20 protein-coding genes and 2 pseudogenes are annotated in these 18,998 nt (G+C 67.4%); 13 read left to right on the forward strand and 9 right to left on the reverse strand.

Features of this window, described 5'->3' with window-relative positions; translation table 11 throughout:
• Positions 1–22: 22 nt before the first annotated feature.
• Complete coding sequence (locus tag ACWEQQ_RS35350; protein ID WP_452351255.1) at positions 23–733, reverse strand: metal-dependent hydrolase; 711 nt, start codon at positions 731–733, stop codon at positions 23–25.
• A 227-nt stretch (positions 734–960) separates the two neighbouring features.
• On the opposite strand from ACWEQQ_RS35350, the gene ACWEQQ_RS35355 reads away from it, so the two are divergent.
• Entirely contained in the window at positions 961–1,707 is a 747-nt protein-coding gene (locus ACWEQQ_RS35355) for an SCO6745 family protein (RefSeq protein ID WP_452351256.1), read from the forward strand.
• Between the two features lie 43 nt (positions 1,708–1,750).
• On the opposite strand, the gene ACWEQQ_RS35360 is transcribed toward ACWEQQ_RS35355, so the two are convergent.
• Entirely contained in the window at positions 1,751–2,602 is an 852-nt protein-coding gene (locus tag ACWEQQ_RS35360) for an alpha/beta fold hydrolase (RefSeq protein WP_452351257.1), read from the reverse strand.
• A gap of 37 nt (positions 2,603–2,639) precedes the next feature.
• Here ACWEQQ_RS35360 and mmuM point away from each other — a divergent pair, with 37 nt between their 5' ends.
• From mmuM to ACWEQQ_RS35395, 7 genes are all read left to right on the forward strand, one after another.
• Positions 2,640–3,539 (forward strand): homocysteine S-methyltransferase, encoded by a 900-nt coding sequence (gene mmuM, locus ACWEQQ_RS35365; RefSeq protein ID WP_452351258.1) that lies wholly within the window; start codon positions 2,640–2,642, stop codon positions 3,537–3,539.
• A gap of 245 nt (positions 3,540–3,784) precedes the next feature.
• Positions 3,785–4,048 carry a hypothetical protein gene (locus tag ACWEQQ_RS35370; RefSeq protein WP_452351259.1) on the forward strand — a complete coding sequence of 88 codons (264 nt, stop codon included), beginning with the start codon at positions 3,785–3,787 and terminating at the stop codon, positions 4,046–4,048.
• The gene (locus ACWEQQ_RS35375) at positions 4,045–5,172 is read left to right on the forward strand and encodes an FAD:protein FMN transferase (protein ID WP_452351260.1); all 1,128 of its coding nucleotides are present in this window, start codon (positions 4,045–4,047) and stop codon (positions 5,170–5,172) included. Before ACWEQQ_RS35370 ends, ACWEQQ_RS35375 begins: the two co-directional genes overlap by 4 nt.
• A 58-nt stretch (positions 5,173–5,230) precedes the next feature.
• Positions 5,231–5,800: a ferric reductase-like transmembrane domain-containing protein gene (locus ACWEQQ_RS35380; RefSeq protein WP_452351261.1), complete on the forward strand. Its 570-nt coding sequence runs from the start codon at positions 5,231–5,233 to the stop codon at positions 5,798–5,800.
• Complete coding sequence (locus ACWEQQ_RS35385) at positions 5,797–7,029, forward strand: NADH-ubiquinone oxidoreductase-F iron-sulfur binding region domain-containing protein (protein WP_452351262.1); 1,233 nt, start codon at positions 5,797–5,799, stop codon at positions 7,027–7,029. Before ACWEQQ_RS35380 ends, ACWEQQ_RS35385 begins: the two co-directional genes overlap by 4 nt.
• Entirely contained in the window at positions 7,026–7,244 is a 219-nt protein-coding gene (locus tag ACWEQQ_RS35390) for a ferredoxin (RefSeq protein WP_379380697.1), read from the forward strand. The genes ACWEQQ_RS35385 and ACWEQQ_RS35390 overlap by 4 nt, the downstream gene beginning before the upstream one ends.
• A gap of 31 nt (positions 7,245–7,275) precedes the next feature.
• Positions 7,276–7,800 (forward strand): hypothetical protein, encoded by a 525-nt coding sequence (locus tag ACWEQQ_RS35395; RefSeq protein ID WP_452351263.1) that lies wholly within the window; start codon positions 7,276–7,278, stop codon positions 7,798–7,800.
• Between the two features lie 73 nt (positions 7,801–7,873).
• Here ACWEQQ_RS35395 and katG read toward each other — a convergent pair whose 3' ends face one another.
• The 4 genes from katG to ACWEQQ_RS35415 form a co-directional block, all read right to left on the reverse strand.
• Positions 7,874–10,081 carry a catalase/peroxidase HPI gene (gene katG, locus ACWEQQ_RS35400; protein WP_452351264.1) on the reverse strand — a complete coding sequence of 736 codons (2,208 nt, stop codon included), beginning with the start codon at positions 10,079–10,081 and terminating at the stop codon, positions 7,874–7,876.
• A 64-nt stretch (positions 10,082–10,145) separates the two neighbouring features.
• Positions 10,146–10,559, reverse strand: coding sequence for a Fur family transcriptional regulator (locus ACWEQQ_RS35405; RefSeq protein ID WP_452351304.1), 414 nt, complete (start codon positions 10,557–10,559; stop codon positions 10,146–10,148).
• 221 nt (positions 10,560–10,780) lie between these two features.
• Positions 10,781–11,314, reverse strand: coding sequence for an endonuclease VII domain-containing protein (locus ACWEQQ_RS35410; protein ID WP_452351265.1), 534 nt, complete (start codon positions 11,312–11,314; stop codon positions 10,781–10,783).
• A 1,204-nt stretch (positions 11,315–12,518) separates the two neighbouring features.
• Positions 12,519–13,073: a TetR family transcriptional regulator gene (locus tag ACWEQQ_RS35415; protein ID WP_452351266.1), complete on the reverse strand. Its 555-nt coding sequence runs from the start codon at positions 13,071–13,073 to the stop codon at positions 12,519–12,521.
• Between the two features lie 43 nt (positions 13,074–13,116).
• On the opposite strand from ACWEQQ_RS35415, the gene ACWEQQ_RS35420 reads away from it, so the two are divergent.
• The 3 genes and pseudogenes from ACWEQQ_RS35420 (at position 13,117) to ACWEQQ_RS35430 (ending at position 15,479) form a co-directional block, all read left to right on the forward strand.
• Complete coding sequence (locus ACWEQQ_RS35420) at positions 13,117–14,157, forward strand: epoxide hydrolase family protein (RefSeq protein WP_452351267.1); 1,041 nt, start codon at positions 13,117–13,119, stop codon at positions 14,155–14,157.
• Between the two features lie 314 nt (positions 14,158–14,471).
• A pseudogene (locus ACWEQQ_RS35425) lies at positions 14,472–14,732 on the forward strand (Rieske 2Fe-2S domain-containing protein); the annotation flags it as partial.
• 45 nt (positions 14,733–14,777) lie between these two features.
• On the forward strand, positions 14,778–15,479 hold the full coding sequence (locus tag ACWEQQ_RS35430) for a hypothetical protein (RefSeq protein WP_452351268.1): 702 nt from the start codon (positions 14,778–14,780) through the stop codon (positions 15,477–15,479).
• Here the strand turns inward: ACWEQQ_RS35430 and ACWEQQ_RS35435 are convergent.
• Positions 15,470–16,408, reverse strand: a complete 939-nt coding sequence (locus ACWEQQ_RS35435; protein WP_452351269.1) for an alpha/beta fold hydrolase — start codon at positions 16,406–16,408, stop codon at positions 15,470–15,472. The genes ACWEQQ_RS35430 and ACWEQQ_RS35435 overlap by 10 nt on opposite strands.
• Before the next feature lie 15 nt (positions 16,409–16,423).
• On the opposite strand from ACWEQQ_RS35435, the gene sigJ reads away from it, so the two are divergent.
• Together sigJ and ACWEQQ_RS35445 are read left to right on the forward strand one after the other, a co-directional pair.
• On the forward strand, positions 16,424–17,299 hold the full coding sequence (sigJ, locus tag ACWEQQ_RS35440) for an RNA polymerase sigma factor SigJ (RefSeq protein WP_452339936.1): 876 nt from the start codon (positions 16,424–16,426) through the stop codon (positions 17,297–17,299).
• Positions 17,300–17,311: 12 nt separating this feature from the next.
• Positions 17,312–17,503 carry a hypothetical protein gene (locus tag ACWEQQ_RS35445; RefSeq protein ID WP_452351270.1) on the forward strand — a complete coding sequence of 64 codons (192 nt, stop codon included), beginning with the start codon at positions 17,312–17,314 and terminating at the stop codon, positions 17,501–17,503.
• 473 nt (positions 17,504–17,976) lie between these two features.
• Here the strand turns inward: ACWEQQ_RS35445 and ACWEQQ_RS35450 are convergent.
• Positions 17,977–18,153: pseudogene (locus tag ACWEQQ_RS35450) on the reverse strand (peroxidase); the annotation flags it as partial.
• 414 nt (positions 18,154–18,567) lie between these two features.
• Positions 18,568–18,888, reverse strand: a complete 321-nt coding sequence (locus ACWEQQ_RS35455) for a hypothetical protein (RefSeq protein WP_452351271.1) — start codon at positions 18,886–18,888, stop codon at positions 18,568–18,570.
• Positions 18,889–18,998 lie beyond the last annotated feature (110 nt).

The raw sequence follows: 18,998 nt of genomic DNA on the forward strand, positions 1-18,998 counted from the left end.
CCGGTCCGGCGACTCGTTCGGCTCACGGATGGTGGGTGAGGGTGTACCAGAGCAGGGCGAGGGTGCCGAGGGCGAAGAGGGGGACCAGCACCATGGTCTCGATCTTGTTGCCGGTGCGGTCGATGATCGGGATTCGCGTGCGGATCTTGAGCGGCCACAGCAGCCGGCAGCCGCGATCGGTGAGGCAGTCGCCGATGAGGTGGGCGAGGGCGCCGAGTCCGACGGAGAAGGGCAGCCAGGCGGGTTTGTCGCTGATCCAGTGGTCGATGGCGAAGGTGCCGCAGACGGCGAGGATGACGACGGTGCCCCAGGACTTGAGTCCGTCGCCGGTGGGTGCGAGACCGAGCGCCTTGACGGCGAGGGCGAGCAGGAAGAACACCAGCGAGAGGGTGAAGTAGCGTCCGAGCAGGTGTTCGCCGGCCCAGGTGCCGTAGGTGACGGCGGCGACGAAGGCGAAGGAGTGGGTGCCGTGGCGGTGCCCGCCGGAGATCCACGAGATGAACTTGCACGCGTAGTGCGAGATCGGCCCCAGTACATGGGAAATGGTGCCGGAGGGGTGATCGGCGTCGGGCAGCAGCGCGGCGCCCGCGGTGAGGAAGGTGCCCATCACGAGATCGACGGAGCCGATGGCCCCGGATTGCACTGCGGGATAGGTCAAGACGGTGAACGGTAGCGCCGCGGCCGCCGCCGACCAGGCGAGCGCGCCGCTGGTCGCATGTGAATGTCCTAGCACCGCTTGAAGGTTAGCGGATGTAACCGACAGGTCTTTCCGGCTGCGTGATGCGGCGAGGGACCTTGCCGGGCAGCGGATTCCGGTCGGGCGAGGCAAATATGTTTCAGGACAGTCGGTTTGGTGTGGGGAGTGCGCTCCCGGTCACATTCGGGTGGCCCGTGTGCGGCCGGTCGGCGGCCTGAAATAGTCTCGGATCGATTGCGCTTTCCGCTCAGAGAGGAACGGACATGTCGGTAGCGTCCGCGGTGAAGGATCAGATCCAGACGATCGGTGGGGGATTCATGTTCTCCCGGGAAGCCCGAGCCTTCGCCGACAGCACCGGTGTCCCCGGCTTCATGCCCGGCTACACCCGCGGCCGCGCCGGCGTCCTGGGTGATGTGGATGCCGATGTGGTGACCGCGGCCTTCGGTTTCTTCCGTCCCGAGGCGATCCGGGAGGCGTGGGAGGCCACGGCCTCGATGCCGGCCGCGGCAGCCGCCCAGGGATATCTGACGGCGTGCCAGAACTTCGGCCGCCGGAAGCTGGCCTCGTTCGAGGACTCCGGGCGCCTGGCCGAGCTGCTACAGCGGGTGGTGGCGGCCGCGAATCCGGTGGGCGCGCCGCTGTTCGCGGGCTGGCGTGCCCTGCCGCAGGCCGAGGACGCGCCGGGCCTGGTGCTGCAGCTGATCCACGTACTGCGGGAATTGCGTGGCGGCCTGCACTTGATCGGCGTGCTGGGTAGTGGGCTGACCCCGTTGCAGGCGGTGCTGATCGCGGGCTCCCCGCTGAAGCCGGGTCCGGATCAGGCCCGCAATTTCGGCTGGCCGGAGCCGTTCGATGAGATCAACGCGGAGCTGAAGGGCCGCTGGATGCAGGCGGAGTCGATCACCGAGGATCTGATCGCGCCCGCGTTCGCGGTCCTCGACGACAAGGAGGGCGAGGAGCTGGTGACGCTGCTGAACGCCTGCCAGCTGGTGGTGTTCGGGGACCGCTGACCCGCTGCCCGGGTGGGCCGGTGAGCCCACCCGGGAATCCTGTTCAGCGGTGCAGGAATTCGAGGGTGACGCGTTCGAAGGCCTCCTTGGCCTCGTACATGACCCAGTGCCCGCACTTGGGGAACACGTGCAGTTCGGCGTTGGGGATCTGCCGCAGCGGGATGAGCGCCATGTCGGTGGGGCATTGGCGGTCGTCGGCGCCCCAGGTCATGAGCACCGGGCTCTTGATCTTGTGCAGCATGGACCAGTAGGGCGGGGTGGGGGAGTTCTCCAGGAATTGCTGTTGCAGCGCAAGTGCTTCGGACCCGTACATGGCCTTGAGGCTGGCCTGCGCGGCGGGTTCGGTGGCCGCGGTCCAGCGTTCCTCGATGAGGCTGTCGGTGATCATCTTGGGGTCGTAGATCATGCAGCGCAGCCAGCGCTCCAGGCCCTCGCGACTGGGTTGGTCGGCGAATTCCGACAGCAGCCGGGTGCCTTCGCTGGGGTTGGCGGCGAGCAGGCTGTGGCCGACACCGCCGATGGCGACGATCTTCTCGGCCCGCTGCGGGTGGTGCATGGCGACATTCACCGCGACGACGCCGCCCATGGAGTTGCCGATCATGGCGGCGGAGTCGATGTTCAACGCGTCCATGAACCGGACGACGGAGTCGACGGCGGTGAGGACCGGGTGCCCGGGGACCGGGTCGCTGACGCCGAAGCCCGGGAATTCCAGGACGTAGCAGTGGAAGTGGTCGGCGTAGAAGCCGAGGTTGCCGCGGAAGTTGCGCCAGCCGTTGACGCCGATTCCGGAGCCGTGCAGCAGAATCAGAGGAGGACCGTCGCCGGCCTCGTGGTAGCGCAGGACGCCTTTGTCGGTGGTGATCTCGCGTCGGGTGTTCTCGTAGGTGACATCCACGCCACTCACAGTAGAACAGGTTGCAGTTTGGAGGCCGATGGCCGAGTTCGGAATCCCGGTGGGCGAGGTGACCGTCGCCGACGGAGGCGTGGCGACCGCACTCGAAGCGCGCGGACACGATCTGTCCGACGCGTTGTGGTCGGCGCGACTGCTCGTCGACGCGCCCGACGAGATCCGAGCCGTGCACACCGCGTTCTTCCGGGCGGGCGCGGTCATCGCGACCACCGCCAGCTACCAGGCCTCGTTCGAGGGATTCGCGGCGCGTGGAATCGATCGAGAACAGACCGCCCGATTGCTGCGGCGCAGTGTCGCGCTCGCGCGTGCGGCACGAGACGAGATCGACGACGGCCGTGAGCGCTGGATCGCCGCCTCGATCGGCCCCTACGGTGCGGCCCTGGCCGACGGTTCCGAATACCGCGGCCGCCACGGGCTTTCCCTGACCGAGCTGAAGCGCTGGCACCTGCCGCGGCTGGAAGTGCTCGCCGAGGCCGGGGCGGATGTGCTTGCGCTGGAGACGATTCCGGACATCGACGAGGCGGAGGCGCTGGCCGGCCTGCTCGACGGGAGTGGCGTGCCCGCCTGGCTCAGCTACACCATCGACGGCGGCCTGACCCGGGCCGGGCAGCCGCTGCGGGAGGCGTTCGCGATCGCCGCCGCGGTTCCGGAGATCGTTGCCGTGGGGGTGAACTGCTGTGCGCCGGACGATGTCGCGGCGGCGATCGCCCTGGCCCGGGAAGTGACGGGGAAACCGGTGATCGTCTACCCGAACAGCGGGGAGAAGTGGGACGCCGGGCAACGGTGCTGGACGGGGGAGGCGCGGTTCCCGGCCGGGCTGGCGGAGGAGTGGGCGGGGCTGGGTGCGGCCATCGTCGGTGGCTGCTGCCGGGTGCTGCCCGCCGATATCGAGCGGCTCGCCGCGGTCGTCGCCGCAGGCTAGGCGACAGACGCCCAGGTCTGCCCAATGATGAATGTTCGCATGCAGACATGTGCATGTACAAACATTTTTTGATGTAGCGAACAAACACAAAAGCGGCCAGGACAGGGCGGTGCCGGCTCGCGGCGTATTCGCAGCATCCAGGACCCTGCTTCACAGCGCTCTCACAGTGCCGGTTCGCATGCTGAGGTTCGAGCCCATACCGGGAGCGCCGCGCCCCCGGGTGATCCGAGCGAACAGGAATCAGCATGCCGTCACATCCGAGTCTGCGGGCCGGGCGCACCGCGACCGCGACCCTGCTCGCGGTGACCGCGGCGGGCACGCTCACCGCGACCGCGCTGGCCTACGTCGACAACCACGGCAGTCTTCAGAGCGGCGGCAGCACAACCCAATCCGCCACCCCCGACGCCACCGCGGCCTCCGACGGCACCCCGGCGAACGTCACCACCGACCCCACCCCGGCGCTTCGCTCGGGTACCGGTCGCGTCCACGCCCGATCGAGCGGCTCGTGATCGCCGCCCCCGACCGCACGGCCTCGACCGAATGGCCGGTGTGGAGCACCACCGCGCGCGTGGTCGTCACCGACCCGGCGGCACTGCGCCCGGCCCGCACCCTGATCCGCGCCCACCTCGCCGAGGTCGATGCCGCCTGCAGCCGGTTCCGCGCGGACTCCGAGATCAGCCGCCTGGCGCGGACCGCCGGGCAACCGGTGCGCGTCAGTGCACTGCTCGCCGGACATCTGTATGCCGCCCTCGCGGCCGCCCGCGACACCGGCGGTGATCTCGACCCCACGATCGGTACCTCGCTCATTGCCCTGGGTTACGACCGTGACTTCACGTTGCTGCTCCCGGGCTCGGCTGCCCGGCCGGCCGAGGACCACCCGGATGCGGTAGCTCGGAAGTCCGACTCGCGCACCGGGATCCGTGGCCTCGAGGGCGCGGAACGGGTCACCAAGGGTGAGACCGGAGTCGATCGCCGCGGTGACGTCGGAGTCGGCGGCCGCGGCCAAGGGCCTGCCGGGCTGCGGGTACCCGTGGCGCTCACGGTGCGCCCGGACTGGACGCATGTCAGGCTGGATGGCGATCTGCTGAGTGTGCCTGCCGGGGTGCTGCTCGATCTGGGCGCGACGGCGAAAGCGCTTGCCGCCGACCATTGCGCGCAGGTGGTCGCCGATCGGCTCGGCTGTGGTGTGCTGGTGAGCCTGGGTGGTGACATCGCCACCGCGGGCCCCGCCCCGGCGAGCGGCTGGCAGGTGCTGGTCGAGGATCGCCCCGGCGAACCTCGTTCCCGCATAACCCTTCCCGCGGGCGCGGCACTGGCCACTTCGAGCACGCTGCGCCGCCGCTGGTGGCGGGGCGGCAGTCTGGTGCACCACATCGTCGACCCGCGCACCGGCCTCGCCGCGGATCCGGTGTGGCGGACGGTATCGGTCGCCGCCGGGTCCTGCCTGGCTGCCAACACCGCCGCCACGGCGGCCGTCATTCGTGGCCGTGACGCGCTGACGGGTTTGCGCGGCAAGGGTTTTCCGTCGCGGCTGGTGAGTCGCGAGGGTGAGGTCATCACCTTGTGTGGATGGCCGCAGGCCGTGTCCGGTGACGACGAGCCCGGAACTCGGGAGAACGGAACCGAATCATGAACCGACTGACCCGAATCGTGAACCGGCCGGCGCGGGCGTCCCGGGGAGGTGAATGCTGATGGGGCAGGCGGGGTTCGACGAGGCATTGTGGGCGTTCGGGCGGGGGACGGGTGTCACGGCGCTGGTGGTGCTGACGGTGGCGGTGGTGGCCGGGGTGGTCGCGCGGTCGGGGCGGGTCGTCGTGTTGCCGCGGGCGGGGATGGCGGTGTTTCATCGGGGCGCGGCGTTGACCGCGGTCGGATTGGTGGCCGTGCACGTGGCGAGTCTGCTGGCCGATCCGTGGGCGCAGTTGCGGCTGGTGGATGTGGTGGTGCCGTTCGGCGGGGTGTATCGGCCGGTGTGGGTGGGGTTCGGCACGGTGGCGGTGGATCTGCTCGCCGCGGTGACGGTGTCGGGTCTGCTGCGGCATCGGATCGGCCCGAACGCGTTTCGTGCGGTGCACTGGGCGACGTACGTGTTGTGGCCGGTGGCGCTGATCCATGCGCTCGGGGCGGGGACCGACGCGTTCCGGCCGTGGCTGGTGGCAGTGCTGTTGTTCTGTGCGGTCGCGGTGGTGGCCGCGGTCGGCTGGCGGATCAGCCGGGGATTCACCGAGATCGGTGTGACGGCCGGGCAGGTGGCCCGATGACCGGCGTCGAATCTGGGGGTCGCCGTGCGGTGGCGGTGCGCAGGCTGCTGGCCGCGCAGACGGCTGATCTGGCCGCTCACGAGGCCACGCATGGCCGGTTGCCCGCTGTCACGCGGGAGTTGATCGATGCGGTGGCGGCCGCGGGGCTGCGCGGGCGTGGCGGCGCGGGATTCCCGGTGGCGCGCAAGCTGGCGGCGGTGGCCGGTGGGCGTCGCCCGATCGTGGTCGCCAATGGTGCGGAGGGGGAGCCCGACAGTCACAAGGATGCCGTATTGCTTACTCGCGCACCGCATCTGGTGCTGGACGGCCTGGTCGCGGCGGCGGCCGCGGTCGGGAGCCGGGACTGCCGGGTCCATGCCTCGGAGGCGGTACTGGAACCGCTGCGGCGGGCACTGGTGGAACGGCGGATGGCCGGGTACCGCGAACCGGCGATCGAACTGACCGCTGCCGCCGAGACTTTCCTGGCGGGGGAGAAGTCGGCGGTCGTGAATCGTCTGTCCGGACGCGCGGCACTCCCGGCCGATCAGGTGGTCTCCACGTCCCGCTCGGGTGTGGGCGGTCGCCCGACGCTGGTTCACAATGTCGAGACGCTGGCCCAGCTGGCGTTGATCGCCCGGCACGGCCCGTCGTGGTTCCGTTCGGTCGGGGTTCGGGATGAGCCGGGCACGATTCTGATCAGCTTGTCGGGCACCAGAATCGCCGGTGTTTTCGAGGTTGCGTCCGGTGCCGGGCTGCCGGAGGTGGTCGCCGGTCTGGGCGGCACCGACCCGGCCCGGGTGCGGGCGGTGCTGGTCGGCGGCTGGCATGGCACCTGGATCTCCGGGTTGGCCCTGCCCGGAGCCGCGTTGTCGGCGCAGGGTTTGTGGCATCTGCGTGCCGTCCCGGGCGCCGGGGTGGTGCGGGTGCTGCCGCACGGTGAGTGCGGGTTGCGGGTCACCGCCGAGATCACCGCCTATCTCGCCGCCCAGAGTGCCGGGCAGTGCGGTCCGTGCCGCAATGGGTTGCCCACCCTCGCAACCCGATTCGAGCAGCTGGTCGACGGAGCCGGCGATCCCGCCGAGATCGCCCGGGTGGCCCGGCTGGTCGAGGGCAGGGGAGCCTGTCACCACCCCGACGGGACCGCTCGAATGGTGCGGTCCGCGCTGGAGGTGTTCGCCGACGAGGTGGCTCGGCATCAGCGCGGCCACTGTGTAGCGGCCGCACCGGCCCGGACAGGAGCACTGCGATGAGCGAACCGCTTCGCCTGCACATCGATTGGACCCGTTGCGACGGCCGGGGCGTGTGCAGTGAACTGCTGCCCGGCACCTTCGCCCGCGACGACTGGGGATTCCCGCTGACCCGCGATCACCGCGACCCGGTGCTGGAGCGCGCGGATCTGCCCGCCGCGCGGGATGCGGTGCGGCTGTGCCCGCGCCTCGCTTTACGGTTGCTGCCGCTGGCATGATCGGGGGTCGACAGCGTCGGAAGGGGAGAGCATGGCCACGGCGGCGATGGGCCGAATTCAGCGGCTGCGCAGTCTCATCGAGCATCCGCGCACCGGGCAGGCGGAGCGGGCGGCGGCGCAGCGCATGCTGGACCGGTTGCTGAGCAAGACCGGCGGGGGAGCGCACCGGGTCGGCGACCGCACCTACGGTGCGCGCCACGATCGTCCGGGCCGGCACGCGAGCCTGTCCCGTATCGCCGACATGATCGGTGAGGACATCGCCCTGGCCCGCATCCGCACCCTGCCCGACGGCGATGGCGACCTCGCCGCCCGCAGCGCCCTGCGCGACACCCCCGACCAGCTCACCTACACCGTCGAAACCCCTTACGACGCAGGCATTCTCATCACAGTCGGCAACATCCCGACCGGGTGGGCCACCGACTCCGACGGCTTGGACACTCCAGCGCTGCGGGCGCTGGTCGAGGAACTGACCGAGCTGATGAACGCCTACGACGACGGCACCGACATCGCCCGCCGTTTCTTCGGCCGCGTCCGCATCGAGACGTCCGCCGGCTAGCATCCCGACACGCACGATGCCCCCGAACCGGGTCGGTTCGGGGGCATCGTCCTACTGGTTCAGACGGTTGTCGTCACGCCAGGTCGAAGCGGTCGAGCTCCATGACCTTGGTCCAGGCGGCCACGAAGTCGTTGACGAACTTCTGCTTGGAGTCGTCCTCGGCGTACACCTCGGCCAGGGCCCGCAGCTGCGAGTTGGAGCCGAACACCAGGTCGACGCGCGAACCGGTCCACACGGTCTTGCCGGTGGCGCGGTCCTTGCCCTCGTAGGTGCCGTCGTCGGCGGACGACGGGCCCCACTTGGTGGACATGTCGAGCAGGTTCACGAAGAAGTCCGTGGTGAGCGCACCCGGCTTGTCGGTGAGCACGCCCAGCTGCGAACCCTGGTAGTTCGCACCCAGCACGCGCAGACCACCGACGAGCACGGTCATCTCCGGCGCCGACAGGGTCAGCAGGTTGGCCTTGTCCAGCAGCAGGTACTCCGCCGGGATGCGGGTGCCCTTGCCGACGTAGTTGCGGAAACCATCGGCGGCCGGCTCGAGCGCGGAGAAGGACTCCACGTCGGTCAGCTCCTGGGTGGCGTCGCCGCGGCCCGCACGGAACGGCACCTCGACATCGAAGCCGGCGGCCTTGGCGCCCTGCTCGACGCCGACGTTACCGGCCAGCACCACCAGGTCGGCGAAGGAGACCGGCTTGCCGAAGGACTCCTGGATGCCCTCGAGCACCCGGATGACCTGCGCCAGCTCGTCGGGCTGGTTGACCTCCCACCCGGCCTGCGGCTGCAGGCGGATGCGGCCGCCGTTGACGCCGCCGCGCATGTCCGAGCCGCGGAACGACGAGGCCGCCGCCCACGCGGTCGACACCAGCTGAGCCACGGTCAGACCCGACTCCGCGATCTTGGCCTTGAGCGCCGCGACATCGGCGGCGTCGATGAGCTCGTGCTCGACGGCCGGGATCGGGTCCTGCCACAGCAGGGTCTCGGCCGGCACCTCGGGGCCCAGGTAGCGGACCTTGGGACCCATGTCGCGGTGGATCAGCTTGTACCAGGCCTTGGCGAACTCCTCGGCCAGCTCTTCGGGGTGGTCGAGCCAGCGGCGGGTGATCTGCTCGTAGACCGGGTCGAACCGCAGCGACAGGTCGGTGGTCAGCATGGTCGGCAGGTGCTTCTTGGACCCGTCGAACGCGTCGGGGATGATCTCCTCGGCGTTCTTGGCGACATACTGGTGCGCACCGGCGGGCGACTTGGACAGCTCCCACTCGTAGCCGTAGAGGGTCTCCAGGAAGGAGTTGTCCCACTGGGTCGGGGTGGGGGTCCAGGTGACCTCGATGCCGGAGGTGATGGCGTCCTTGCCGACACCGGTACCGAAGGTGGACTTCCAGCCCAGGCCCTGCTCCTCGAGCGGGGCGGCCTCGGGCTCGGGGCCGACATTGTCGGCCGGGCCCGCACCGTGGGTCTTACCGAAGGTGTGGCCACCCACGATGAGCGCCGCGGTTTCGACGTCGTTCATGGCCATCCGGCGGAAGGTCTCGCGGATGTCGACGGCCGCGGCCAGCGGATCCGGGTTGCCGTTGGGGCCTTCGGGGTTGACGTAGATCAGACCCATCTGGACCGCGGCCAGCGGGTTCTCGAGGTCACGCTCGCCGGTGTAGCGGGCGTCGCCGAGCCACTCGGTCTCCGGACCCCAGTACACGTCCTGCTCGGGCTCCCACTGGTCGACGCGGCCGCCGCCGAAGCCGAACGTCTGGAAGCCCATGTCCTCGAGGGCGACATTGCCGGCGTAGACGATGAGGTCGGCCCACGACAGCTTCTTGCCGTACTTCTTCTTCACCGGCCACAGCAGACGCCGCGCCTTGTCGAGGGAGGCGTTGTCGGGCCACGAGTTCAGCGGAGCGAAACGCTGCATGCCGGCACCGGCTCCACCGCGGCCGTCGTTGATGCGGTAGGTGCCCGCGGCGTGCCAGGACATGCGGATGAAGAACGGGCCGTAGTGGCCGAAATCGGCCGGCCACCAGTCCTGCGAGGTGCGCATGACCTCGACGATGTCCTGCTTGACCGCGGCCAGGTCCAGAGTCTTGAACTCGGCGGCGTAGTCGTAACCCTCGTCCATGGGGTTGGCGACGGCCGGGTTCTTCTGCAGGATGCTCAGGTTCAGCTGGTTGGGCCACCACTGACGGTTGGCGTTACCGCCCTCGGCCGGGTCCTTGAGCCGGCCGTGTACGACGGGGCAGCCACCGGCGGGTTCGGTATTGGCTTCACCGATGGGCGGGTGTTCTTCAGGCACGGTGTGTCCTTTCAGTGAGTGATCATCTGAATGATCAGCTAGCTGTCGGCCACGATTGTGGCCGCTACTTGTCTTGTGTCGCAGTAATTTTCGAGCATTCGGGGCACAGGCCCCAGTAGATGACCTCGGCCTCGTCGAGCGCGAAACCGTTGTCGTCGGACGCGGTCAGGCAGGGCGCGTCGCCCACGGCGCAGTCGACATCGGCGATCACGCCGCACGACCGGCACACCACATGGTGATGGTTGTCCCCGACGCGCGTCTCGTACAGCGCCACGGACCCCATCGGCTGAATGCGGCGAATCAGCCCCGCACTGGTCAGAGCCTTCAATACGTCGTACACCGCCTGGTGTGAAACTCCACCCAGCGTCTCGCGCACGAACCCCAGGATCGAGTCCGTATCCGAGTGCGGGTGAGTGTGCACCGCGGTCAGCACCGCCAGCCGCGGTGCGGTCACACGCAAAGCGGCCCCGCGCAACATGCGCTCGAAATCCGTAGGCGTGGGCACAACCCGAAGTCTGCCCCTTTTTCTGGAATCAATCAAGTCTTTGGGCCGGATCGGCGCCCAAAAAAATGATCACCCGGCGGCAGACCGCGACACCACCACCGGCGACGCCGATCGCCACGATCACGCCCACTCGATTCCCCGGCGGCGGGAGCCGTACCCGGAATCGGGGCTGGCATACATCGGACATCCGACCCTCAGCCGTGATCGAGATCGGGGAGCAGTGTGTCCAGTCCCAGCTGCTGCCTGGAGCCAGTTGGTCGAGCCCTTGGGTGGGTGATAGCCGCCGACAGGCGATGCGGGTCGTCGGCAAAGGCAAAGTTCCCGAGGCCTGCATTGCAGCCAGGGCACAGTAGCCCGCGCACCGCGCCAGTGTGGTGGTCGTGATCGACTGCGAGAGGAATCTTTTCGAGCGCGCGCCCGTCCTTGCGTGGTCGGCCGCCGACTCGTGACATGTCGATCTCGGATTCGTGTATGGCGCAGATTGCGCACCGAAAATCCTGGCTCGCGCGCATGGAGTCGTATTCGTCGACTCGGATCCGGTACTTGGACCACAGATTTGGGCGGCGAGCGATTTCTGGACCCTGGTGTGCCCGGCGGGCACGTTGGTAACAGGCTGCGCACAGTGGAGCGCGTGGACCCGGTTGTGCCATCGCCGACCGGGGCTTCCATTCGCCACAACCCTTGCTCTGCGAACAGCGGATGAGCTCGTCGGGGGAAGGGGCTGTCATAGCAAAAGGATGTCAGTGGGCACCGACATCTACACAACTTTACATAGTGTTGATTATCGGCGCGGTTACGGCATGGTAGTTGATCTTGAAACTGCTTCTTTAACCTGCTGTTGTCCGATCCGGAAAGAGTTGCGTGTGGTCCGTCGAGGGTGCGTGCGCTCCGGATCGGGTGGATACATCCGGGAAACCTGCGTGTGCGGCGGATTATTCAATGCCTTCTGCATAATTATGCGTCGACATGTTGTGTCACTGTGACGTATGTGACTGTTGGTGCGTGTGTGACTTCGTCCGTGACGTGCAGGTCTTTCCGGATTTCGGCCGCCGCTTTGCTGTTCCGTGCGGTGTCCTGGGGTTTTGATTCTCCGTGGCGTGCAGGGCTTTTCCGGACGGTGTGTGGCGGGCTCGTGCGTGTCGGGTGGGCCGGCGCCGGGACTCGCATGTCTTTCCCGGATGGTCCGGAGTTTGGACTGCTCCCCTGGGTTCCTTTGTTTTGCAACAGTTTTCGCCGATAGTAAGTAATTATTTCAATTCGAAGTGTCGGCCCCGGCCGACGCGGCCCATGCGTCGCTTCGTGTGTCGGCCTCTTTGTGCCGGCTGTCGCGCTTGCTTGTGGATGGATGCGTACGTGAACAATTTCCCGGGCGTGCATTGTGTGTGCCGAGGCTCGCGCGTCAACGAAGCCCGATGCGGCGATGGGTGTTTGGCGTGACGGAAGGCGTCGGTCGGGGGCTGGTCCTGCCAGTTGGGCCCCTGGGGTAGCCTCGGGTGTCCCCACTCCCCCATTCCCTTACGTCACAGTGACGAACCGCCGCTGATGGGGGAACGCGCCCCGTCCCGGGGCCCAGAGCGAGGTGTACAGCCGCGGCGGCAAGTCCGACATCTTCATCCAGGCATCCGATCTCGAAACCGCAATCTGGAACTGGAAGTGGATCGCGACCAGATGTCGTACGGCGTAACCGCTTTCGCCTTCCGAGGTGCCATTTGTGCTCAGGCTGGCCGGGTTCCGTGAGCGGGGGGTTCCTTCGATTGAACGGCGCTGGCGGTGTCCGCGGACGTGTTCGGCCTGGGCGACTTCGGTGAGAGCGGCTTGCGGGACGGCGAGCTCTGACGTTACCCATTCGGGAGGTGTTGGGGCGCGTTGCTGATTGATCGATGCAGCGAGGCGGAGACGTAGGCCCTGGCTACGTAGCATTCTGGTTGCATGTCACCCGTCGGCGAGGCGCTGGATAGTGACGCTGAGCCAGGCTTCGAGGTCGGCGGGGTTGCCGAGTTCGGAGCGCAGGACCCGGCGACGGGTGGAGACGCCGAGCACGAAGGCGTCGATCGCGGCGGCTCTGCTGCGGGCTTCCGCATCGTCGAGACCGGTTTCGCGCAGATAGAGATACAGCGGTTCCAACGAGTTCGTGTCGAGGAAGGCGGCCAGCGCCTCGGCCGCCTCCGGACGCTCGCCGGACGCGCGTTGCAGCACGAGCAGTGGATCCTCCGCCGATGCAGCCGACCAACGCTGGACGATGCTTGCGGCCAGTCGTGTGCCCAACTCGGAACGGTCGCCGTCGAAGGAGTTCGAGACTGGGATCTCCACCTGGGCTGCCGCTAGGAAGAGTCCGTCCTTGCCGCCGAAGTACCGCGTGATGAGGTTGGGTGAGACCCCGGCTGCGTCGGCCACGCCTTTGACCGTGACGGCCGTGTATCCGCGCTGGGCGAACTCGCGCCGCGCGTGTTCAAGGATCCGCTGACGGGTGGCGGCCGCATCGCGCACATTCATGTGTATCAACATACACATCATGTGTATGTTGATACACATGAATGACGAGACGCGGGAACGGCTCAGGCGGACACGGCGGGTGGTGATCCCGTGGAGTGAGGACGCAAAACGCGGCCTCGGCGGCACCCGCCTCGACGATCTGCTCGAACGCTGGGCGACCGCCTACGACTGGAGCGTGCACGAGCGCCGCATAGGCGAATTCCCCTGGGAGACAGTGCAGACGGGCAGTGCCGAACTACGAGTTATCCACCAGCGATCTGCGAACCCGGACGCCCCGGTGGTCGTGCTGCTGCATGGATGGCCGGACTCTGTGCTGCGGTTCGAACGCGTCCTGCCCTTGCTTGCGGACATGCACGTGGTGGTGCCCGCGTTACCCGGTTTCCCGTTCGCTCCTCCGCTCACCACGCCCGGAATGTCGGTCAACCGGATCGCCGGGATCATCGCTGACGCCCTGGACGAACTCGGCTATTCCCGTTACACGCTGTCCGGCGGCGACGTGGGCGGCACCGTCGCGGAAGTCCTCGCGGGCGAGCACCCCGACCGCGTCGCCGCCCTGCACCTCACCAACATCGCCCCGCACCGCGCGCTCACCGCCGATCCTGCGACGCTCGCACCAGACGCGGCGGCCTACCTCACGCATGCGGCACGATGGTTCCGGACCGAGGGCGGCTATATCGCCATACAGTCGACCCGGCCGAACACCCTTGCCGTCGCCCTCTGCGACTCACCCGCCGGCCTCGCGGCGTGGATTATCGAGAAGCTGGAATCCTGGTCCGACACTTCGGCTTTCACGCCAGACGAGCTGCTCACCTGGGTCACGGCCTATTGGGTCACCGGCACGATCGGCACCTCGTTCGCCACCTACACCGAACCGGTCAGCCTGCCCCGCCGCATCGAGACGCCGACCGTGTTGTCGGTATTCCCGCACGACCTCAAACCGGAGCCGCGAACCTACGCCGAGGAATTCCTGAATATCCGCGACTACGTGAGACACCAGGCAGGTGGCCACTTCGCGGCTTGGGAACAACCTCGGTCCTACTGCACCGATCTGCGCCGCGCGGTCGAAGTCGGCAGTTGAAAACCGCTGCGCTCCGCGGCGTGTTCGGCTTCGGCGAGAGCGGCCTGCGGGCGACAAAGTTGATCGGCGGGATCCGGGGCGCGCAGAACTGCAGTCAGGACCTACGCCGGCGGCGGAGTCCGTGATCCAGCGCGGCGGGCGGCATCACGGGCTATCGCCTCGCGATGCGCTGCCCGGAACTTCCGGCCCATCAACACTACGAAGACCACCCCCACTGCCACCACGCTTACGGCACCGCTGTGGGTCACAGTGCCGACCACTCCTGCGACCACTAGCAAACCGACTGCGGCCAGATACCAGCGCACCCGCAGCCGCTGCCCCCCTTTCCGTTCGGGTGGTTCGCTGTTGCGGGCAGTGCGGACGTTCGGCCTGGGCAGGTCATCACGCGCCGTCTCGCGGGCCGTGACGTCGTTCTGACTCGCCTCCGATCGGGCCGTCTTGCAGTGTCCGAGTCCACGTGTCCGCATCTCGGTGCCCATCTCGGCCAGGGCGGCACCGTGACCCCGGGCGGGAACTTGCTGCGTTGTCCCTTCCACGGTTTCGAGTTCGATCTCACAGACGGCCGTTGTGCGGCAACACCTCACCCGTACGGTCCGCCGCCGCGCACGGCGCGGCTGGCGATGCTGCATGCGCGGGAGGTGCTGGGCACGATCCTGGTGTGGCACGGTCCCGACCGCGGCGACCCGCAGTGGGAAGTCGAGGAAGTCTCCGCGGATCCAGATGAGTGCTGGATACCGTTGCAGCACTATGTGATTCGACTCACCGGGGGACATCCGCAAGAGGTATCCGAGAACTCTGTTGATCTCGGGCCCCTGTCGACCCTGCATCAGTTCGGGGCCGTCACGGTCCGCCGGCCACTGGAAACAGATGGCCCCTACCTGCGCAGCGCCTACAGCGCACGCCTGGCCCGGGTGCCGGTCATCGGCCATTTGAACGTCGACTTCGACGTCTACGTAGACGGATTGGGCTTCAGCCGCGTCGAGACCCGCCTACCCGACCTGGACCGCTTCCTCGGGACCGGATGGGCTCTGCGACAGCTGGTGATGCCGACTCCCACGGACGCCGGAACCCTCGAGTTGCGTCTGGCCGTCAGCGTCCGCCGACCCGACCGCCGACCGGGCTGGCTGTGGAGTGCGATCGCCTACCTCATTCGGGCAGCGGTCATGGTGAGGTTCCGCGGAGAGGTGGACTCCGACCTAAAGATTTGGCGGCACAAGGCATACCTCGACCGGCCGACCCTCGCCGTCGGTGACGGGCCAAAGCGAAATCAGAGGGTCGGTAGCCGACCGGAAGGTGGCAGTGGGATCTGGATTCACGGTTGAGCACGGGCCACGTGGCTGCGGTGCCAGCGGTCGATGGCATCGGCCACGAGCTGCGGGTTGTCGGCCATCGGAAAGTGCAGCCCCCAGGGCACGGTGACCCTGGTCAGGCCCGGGAACAGTCGCCGCCAACGCCGAACGAAGAAGAAGTAGTCGCCGAGTCGCCCGAATACCGTCATCATCGGCCGGCCAGCCAGCGCGGTGACCGTGCTTTCTGCGCATGTGGCGGTGGCGCGGTCGCGGGTCGCGTCGCGAAACATTCGGTGCAAGAACCGGCGGTGGTCGCGGTCGCGCAGACCACGTCGCCACGCAGTCTTACGGGTGCGGTTCCATCGTCTGCCGACACCGAACCTTGTCGCACTCGCCCAGGCGACCAACCCAAGCCATGCGTCGACCTCCCGCATCAGCTCCGAGCCGAAGAATCGCAGTGCGAGCCACAGCATGCCACGGGGCCGCCAGCCGAAGGTGTTCATGGCCACCAGTGCGGCCACGCGGTCGATTCGATCGTGTACAGCAGCGAGTGTGGCCAGGCCCCCGAGGTCGTGTACGACCAGTGTCACGGCGTTGAGGTCGAGATGGTCGATGAATGCTGTGATCGTGTGCGCGGCCGATGCCACCGTGGCCTCGCCGGGATCGGAGAGTCCTGTTCCGGGCAGATCGAGGGTAACGCACCGGTACCGGTCCTCGAGGTGACTGATCAGATCGGCCCACAGCAGCGACCAGAGTCCGGCGTGGACCATGAGCAGGACCGGACGGTCACCGCCGGTATCGGTGTAGACGACGCGGCGCCCGTCGAAGTCGAACGCGTACAGCGGATGCGGCCAATCCTGCGTGGTGAGCCAGTCAGTCCGAGCGGGTTTGGTAGTAAGGGTCATATCTCTAAGGACGTGCCGGCGCGGTCGTATGTGACGGTCACATTTCACCAGGCTCATTCGTCGGAGGTATGTATGAGCGACATCATCGAGCAGGCTTGGCACGCACACCGGCGGCGGGTGCTCGACGTCTCCTACCGCATGCTCGGTACCCTCGTCGACGCCGAAGACGCCGTGCAAGAGACCTTCGCCAGGCTCACCCGCCGCGGCTGCGAGGGCATCGACGACGTCGAGGGCTGGCTGGTCACCGTTGCGGGCCGAGTCTGCCTCGATCGGCTGCGCGCCGACCGCACCCGGGCCCGCTACGTCGGGCCGTGGCTGCCCGAGCCGCTCGTCGAGCAGGCTGGCACCGATCTCGATCCCGCAGATCAGGTCACCCTCGATGACAGCGTGCGCCTGGCGCTTTTGGCGGCGCTGCACGCCCTCAGCCCCGCCGAACGCGTCGCGTTCGTGCTCCACGATGTCTTCGGAGTGAGCTTCGAGGAGATCGGCGGGGTGGTCGGCCGCTCACCGGCCGCGGCCCGGAAGCTGGCCAGTCGTGCGCGAGCCGCGCTGCGCGACAACCCTGAGCCGCGGTTCGAGGTCTCACCAGCACAGGCGCGCGCGGTCGCCGAGAGATTTGCACACGCCTGCACCACCGGCGACCTGGCGGCGCTGATGGAGGTACTGGCTCACGACGTGGTCGGCGAATTCGACTCCGGCGGGCGAGTCGCCGGCGCCCCCGTCGGACCATTGGTCGGCGCCGAGCTGGTCGGCGTCACGCTCGCCAGAACACTGTTCGGAGCGGGCGCCGACTTCCGGGTCGCATCGGTGAACGGCGAGCCAGGGGTGGTCGTGTCACTCGCGGGCCCCGTCATGGTCGTGATCGCGTTGGAGTCCCATGACAACCACGTGGTCGCGATCCGGGCCATCGGCAATCCCGACAAGCTCGCACGCCTCAACGCTCGCTGAAACGAGACCTTGGTGCCCCACGCCGCGACCCAAGTCGATTCCCTGATCGACAGCTTCGGCGCCAAGCAGGGTCTGTGGGCGGCTCGCCTGCAGCATCGCGTACGCGCCGAGTTCGTCAATGTGCGCCCCCAGACCGGCGAGGGCGAACCCTGCGCCGAAGCCAACCGCCTCGGCGCAGCCCTGACCAGGGCGCTAACGCCGTGATGCCCCAGGCGCCAGACCCGGGGCATCATGAGAATGGTTGTGGGTGTTGTTATTTCTTGTTCAACTCGCCGGTGAAGGACCGCCGGCCGACCGAACCTACTGCGCCCCCGGCTATTACGCCGCCAATGTCGCCGACACCGACGGCAACCGACTCGAGTTCGTCCACAAAGCCTGGAACTCCGGGCATAGGCCCTGACAGTCGCCGATCGAGGCCGGCAGGTTTGTTCGAACGGCGTGCGCAGTGACGTCTGGTCACACGGACGCCATGACAGCAAAACCATTGCGGTTCAACGGGTTCGCAGTCAAAACACCGTGCGTTTCGGCCCGGCCGGCACCGCCGAGGTGATGTTGCGCATGGGAGCCGCCGGTCATGCGGCCGACCACCCGGCATCCATCCGTGAGATATTCCTCGACTTCGCCTCGATCATTACTGCTCGGGTAATGATCGAGCAGGGATTCTGCATCGCGTTTTCGCTGGTGAAAGCCGCAAGCTGAGTTTGTTCTTTGCGGAGGGGCCGGCCCGGGATCGAGTAGTCGAGTGTGCCGTCCTGGGTGTCCACGATCGGGTCGTGTTCGTTGCCGAGTTCGTGGAACGTTTTGTCGTTGATCCACACGTTCTGGGCGAACTCGAACTGGCGAACGAGGCTGGCGAAATCCAGGCAAACTTGGATGCTGGTCTGGGTTTGATTCATGTTCCCGCATAGTCATTCACCCAAGGATGCGTCACTGTGACGTATGTGTCTGGCGTGACGTGATGTGGTGTTTTTGAGCGGCTAGTCGGCGCTCTCGGATGCGGGTGGATTTCCGGATCTGGCTCACGGTCGTCTTTCGGCGATCGACGGTCCCGTGTTCGGTGCTCTCATGTTTGTGTGGACAGGGTATTGCCGGTGTCGTCGCACGAGGGCGGTTTGGGGTCTCTCCCCCGGCCCCTCCCCTGGATTGTGTTGTGTTGCAACAGTTTTCGTCACCAATAAGCAAAGCGATTATGTCAAGTTACGGTGACGTCCGGTCGTGTCCTCGCTCATCGGCTGAATTCGGTCGGTGGATCGGCCGATGAGTACGTTCTAGACCTCGTAAACGGCGGTGCCGGTCCGCACGTCGAGGATCTCCAGCAGCACCATCCGGCACACGGCCATTTGCGACATGTGCCCGCGTAGGGTGATCACCGCGTGTGCTGCGGCTCGACGGCATTCGTGGACGAGCTCGACGAACGCCGGTGGCAGTGTGGCGCTCTGCGGTGAGGGCTCGTGGAATACCGCGCCGAGCTCGTATCCGAGCGAGCGGGCGGTATCGCGCAGCCGGTCATCACTCGAATCCGACTCGCGACCATCGAGTAGATCGTCGCGCACGTATCCGTAAGCAAGAGGCAATGGAGCGGTTGTCATGGTGTTCGGTTCCCGGTCGGCCGGCCACAGGAGATATCGGAGATAACCCCTGCGAGCCGGATGGATCTGTTATCGCAGGTCGGCGTGTGCCACCCGCCATCGTCGGTTCG

This window comes from Nocardia sp. NPDC004123, assembly GCF_053603795.1.

Excerpts from the sequence above, each read along its gene's own strand:
- ACWEQQ_RS35455 (WP_452351271.1), bottom strand. The coding sequence starts at position 18,888 with ATGACAACCGCTCCATTGCCTCTTGCTTACGGATACGTGCGCGACGAT.
- ACWEQQ_RS35405 (WP_452351304.1), bottom strand. The coding sequence starts at position 10,559 with ATGTTGCGCGGGGCCGCTTTGCGTGTGACCGCACCGCGGCTGGCGGTG.
- sigJ (WP_452339936.1), top strand. The coding sequence starts at position 16,424 with ATGAGCGACATCATCGAGCAGGCTTGGCACGCACACCGGCGGCGGGTG.
- mmuM (WP_452351258.1), top strand. The coding sequence starts at position 2,640 with ATGGCCGAGTTCGGAATCCCGGTGGGCGAGGTGACCGTCGCCGACGGA.
- ACWEQQ_RS35380 (WP_452351261.1), top strand. The coding sequence starts at position 5,231 with ATGGGGCAGGCGGGGTTCGACGAGGCATTGTGGGCGTTCGGGCGGGGG.
- ACWEQQ_RS35395 (WP_452351263.1), top strand. The coding sequence starts at position 7,276 with ATGGCCACGGCGGCGATGGGCCGAATTCAGCGGCTGCGCAGTCTCATC.
- ACWEQQ_RS35355 (WP_452351256.1), top strand. The coding sequence starts at position 961 with ATGTCGGTAGCGTCCGCGGTGAAGGATCAGATCCAGACGATCGGTGGG.
- ACWEQQ_RS35420 (WP_452351267.1), top strand. The coding sequence starts at position 13,117 with ATGAATGACGAGACGCGGGAACGGCTCAGGCGGACACGGCGGGTGGTG.
- ACWEQQ_RS35370 (WP_452351259.1), top strand. The coding sequence starts at position 3,785 with ATGCCGTCACATCCGAGTCTGCGGGCCGGGCGCACCGCGACCGCGACC.
- ACWEQQ_RS35385 (WP_452351262.1), top strand. The coding sequence starts at position 5,797 with ATGACCGGCGTCGAATCTGGGGGTCGCCGTGCGGTGGCGGTGCGCAGG.
- ACWEQQ_RS35390 (WP_379380697.1), top strand. The coding sequence starts at position 7,026 with ATGAGCGAACCGCTTCGCCTGCACATCGATTGGACCCGTTGCGACGGC.
- ACWEQQ_RS35435 (WP_452351269.1), bottom strand. The coding sequence starts at position 16,408 with ATGAGCCTGGTGAAATGTGACCGTCACATACGACCGCGCCGGCACGTC.
- ACWEQQ_RS35430 (WP_452351268.1), top strand. The coding sequence starts at position 14,778 with ATGCTGCATGCGCGGGAGGTGCTGGGCACGATCCTGGTGTGGCACGGT.
- ACWEQQ_RS35410 (WP_452351265.1), bottom strand. The coding sequence starts at position 11,314 with ATGACAGCCCCTTCCCCCGACGAGCTCATCCGCTGTTCGCAGAGCAAG.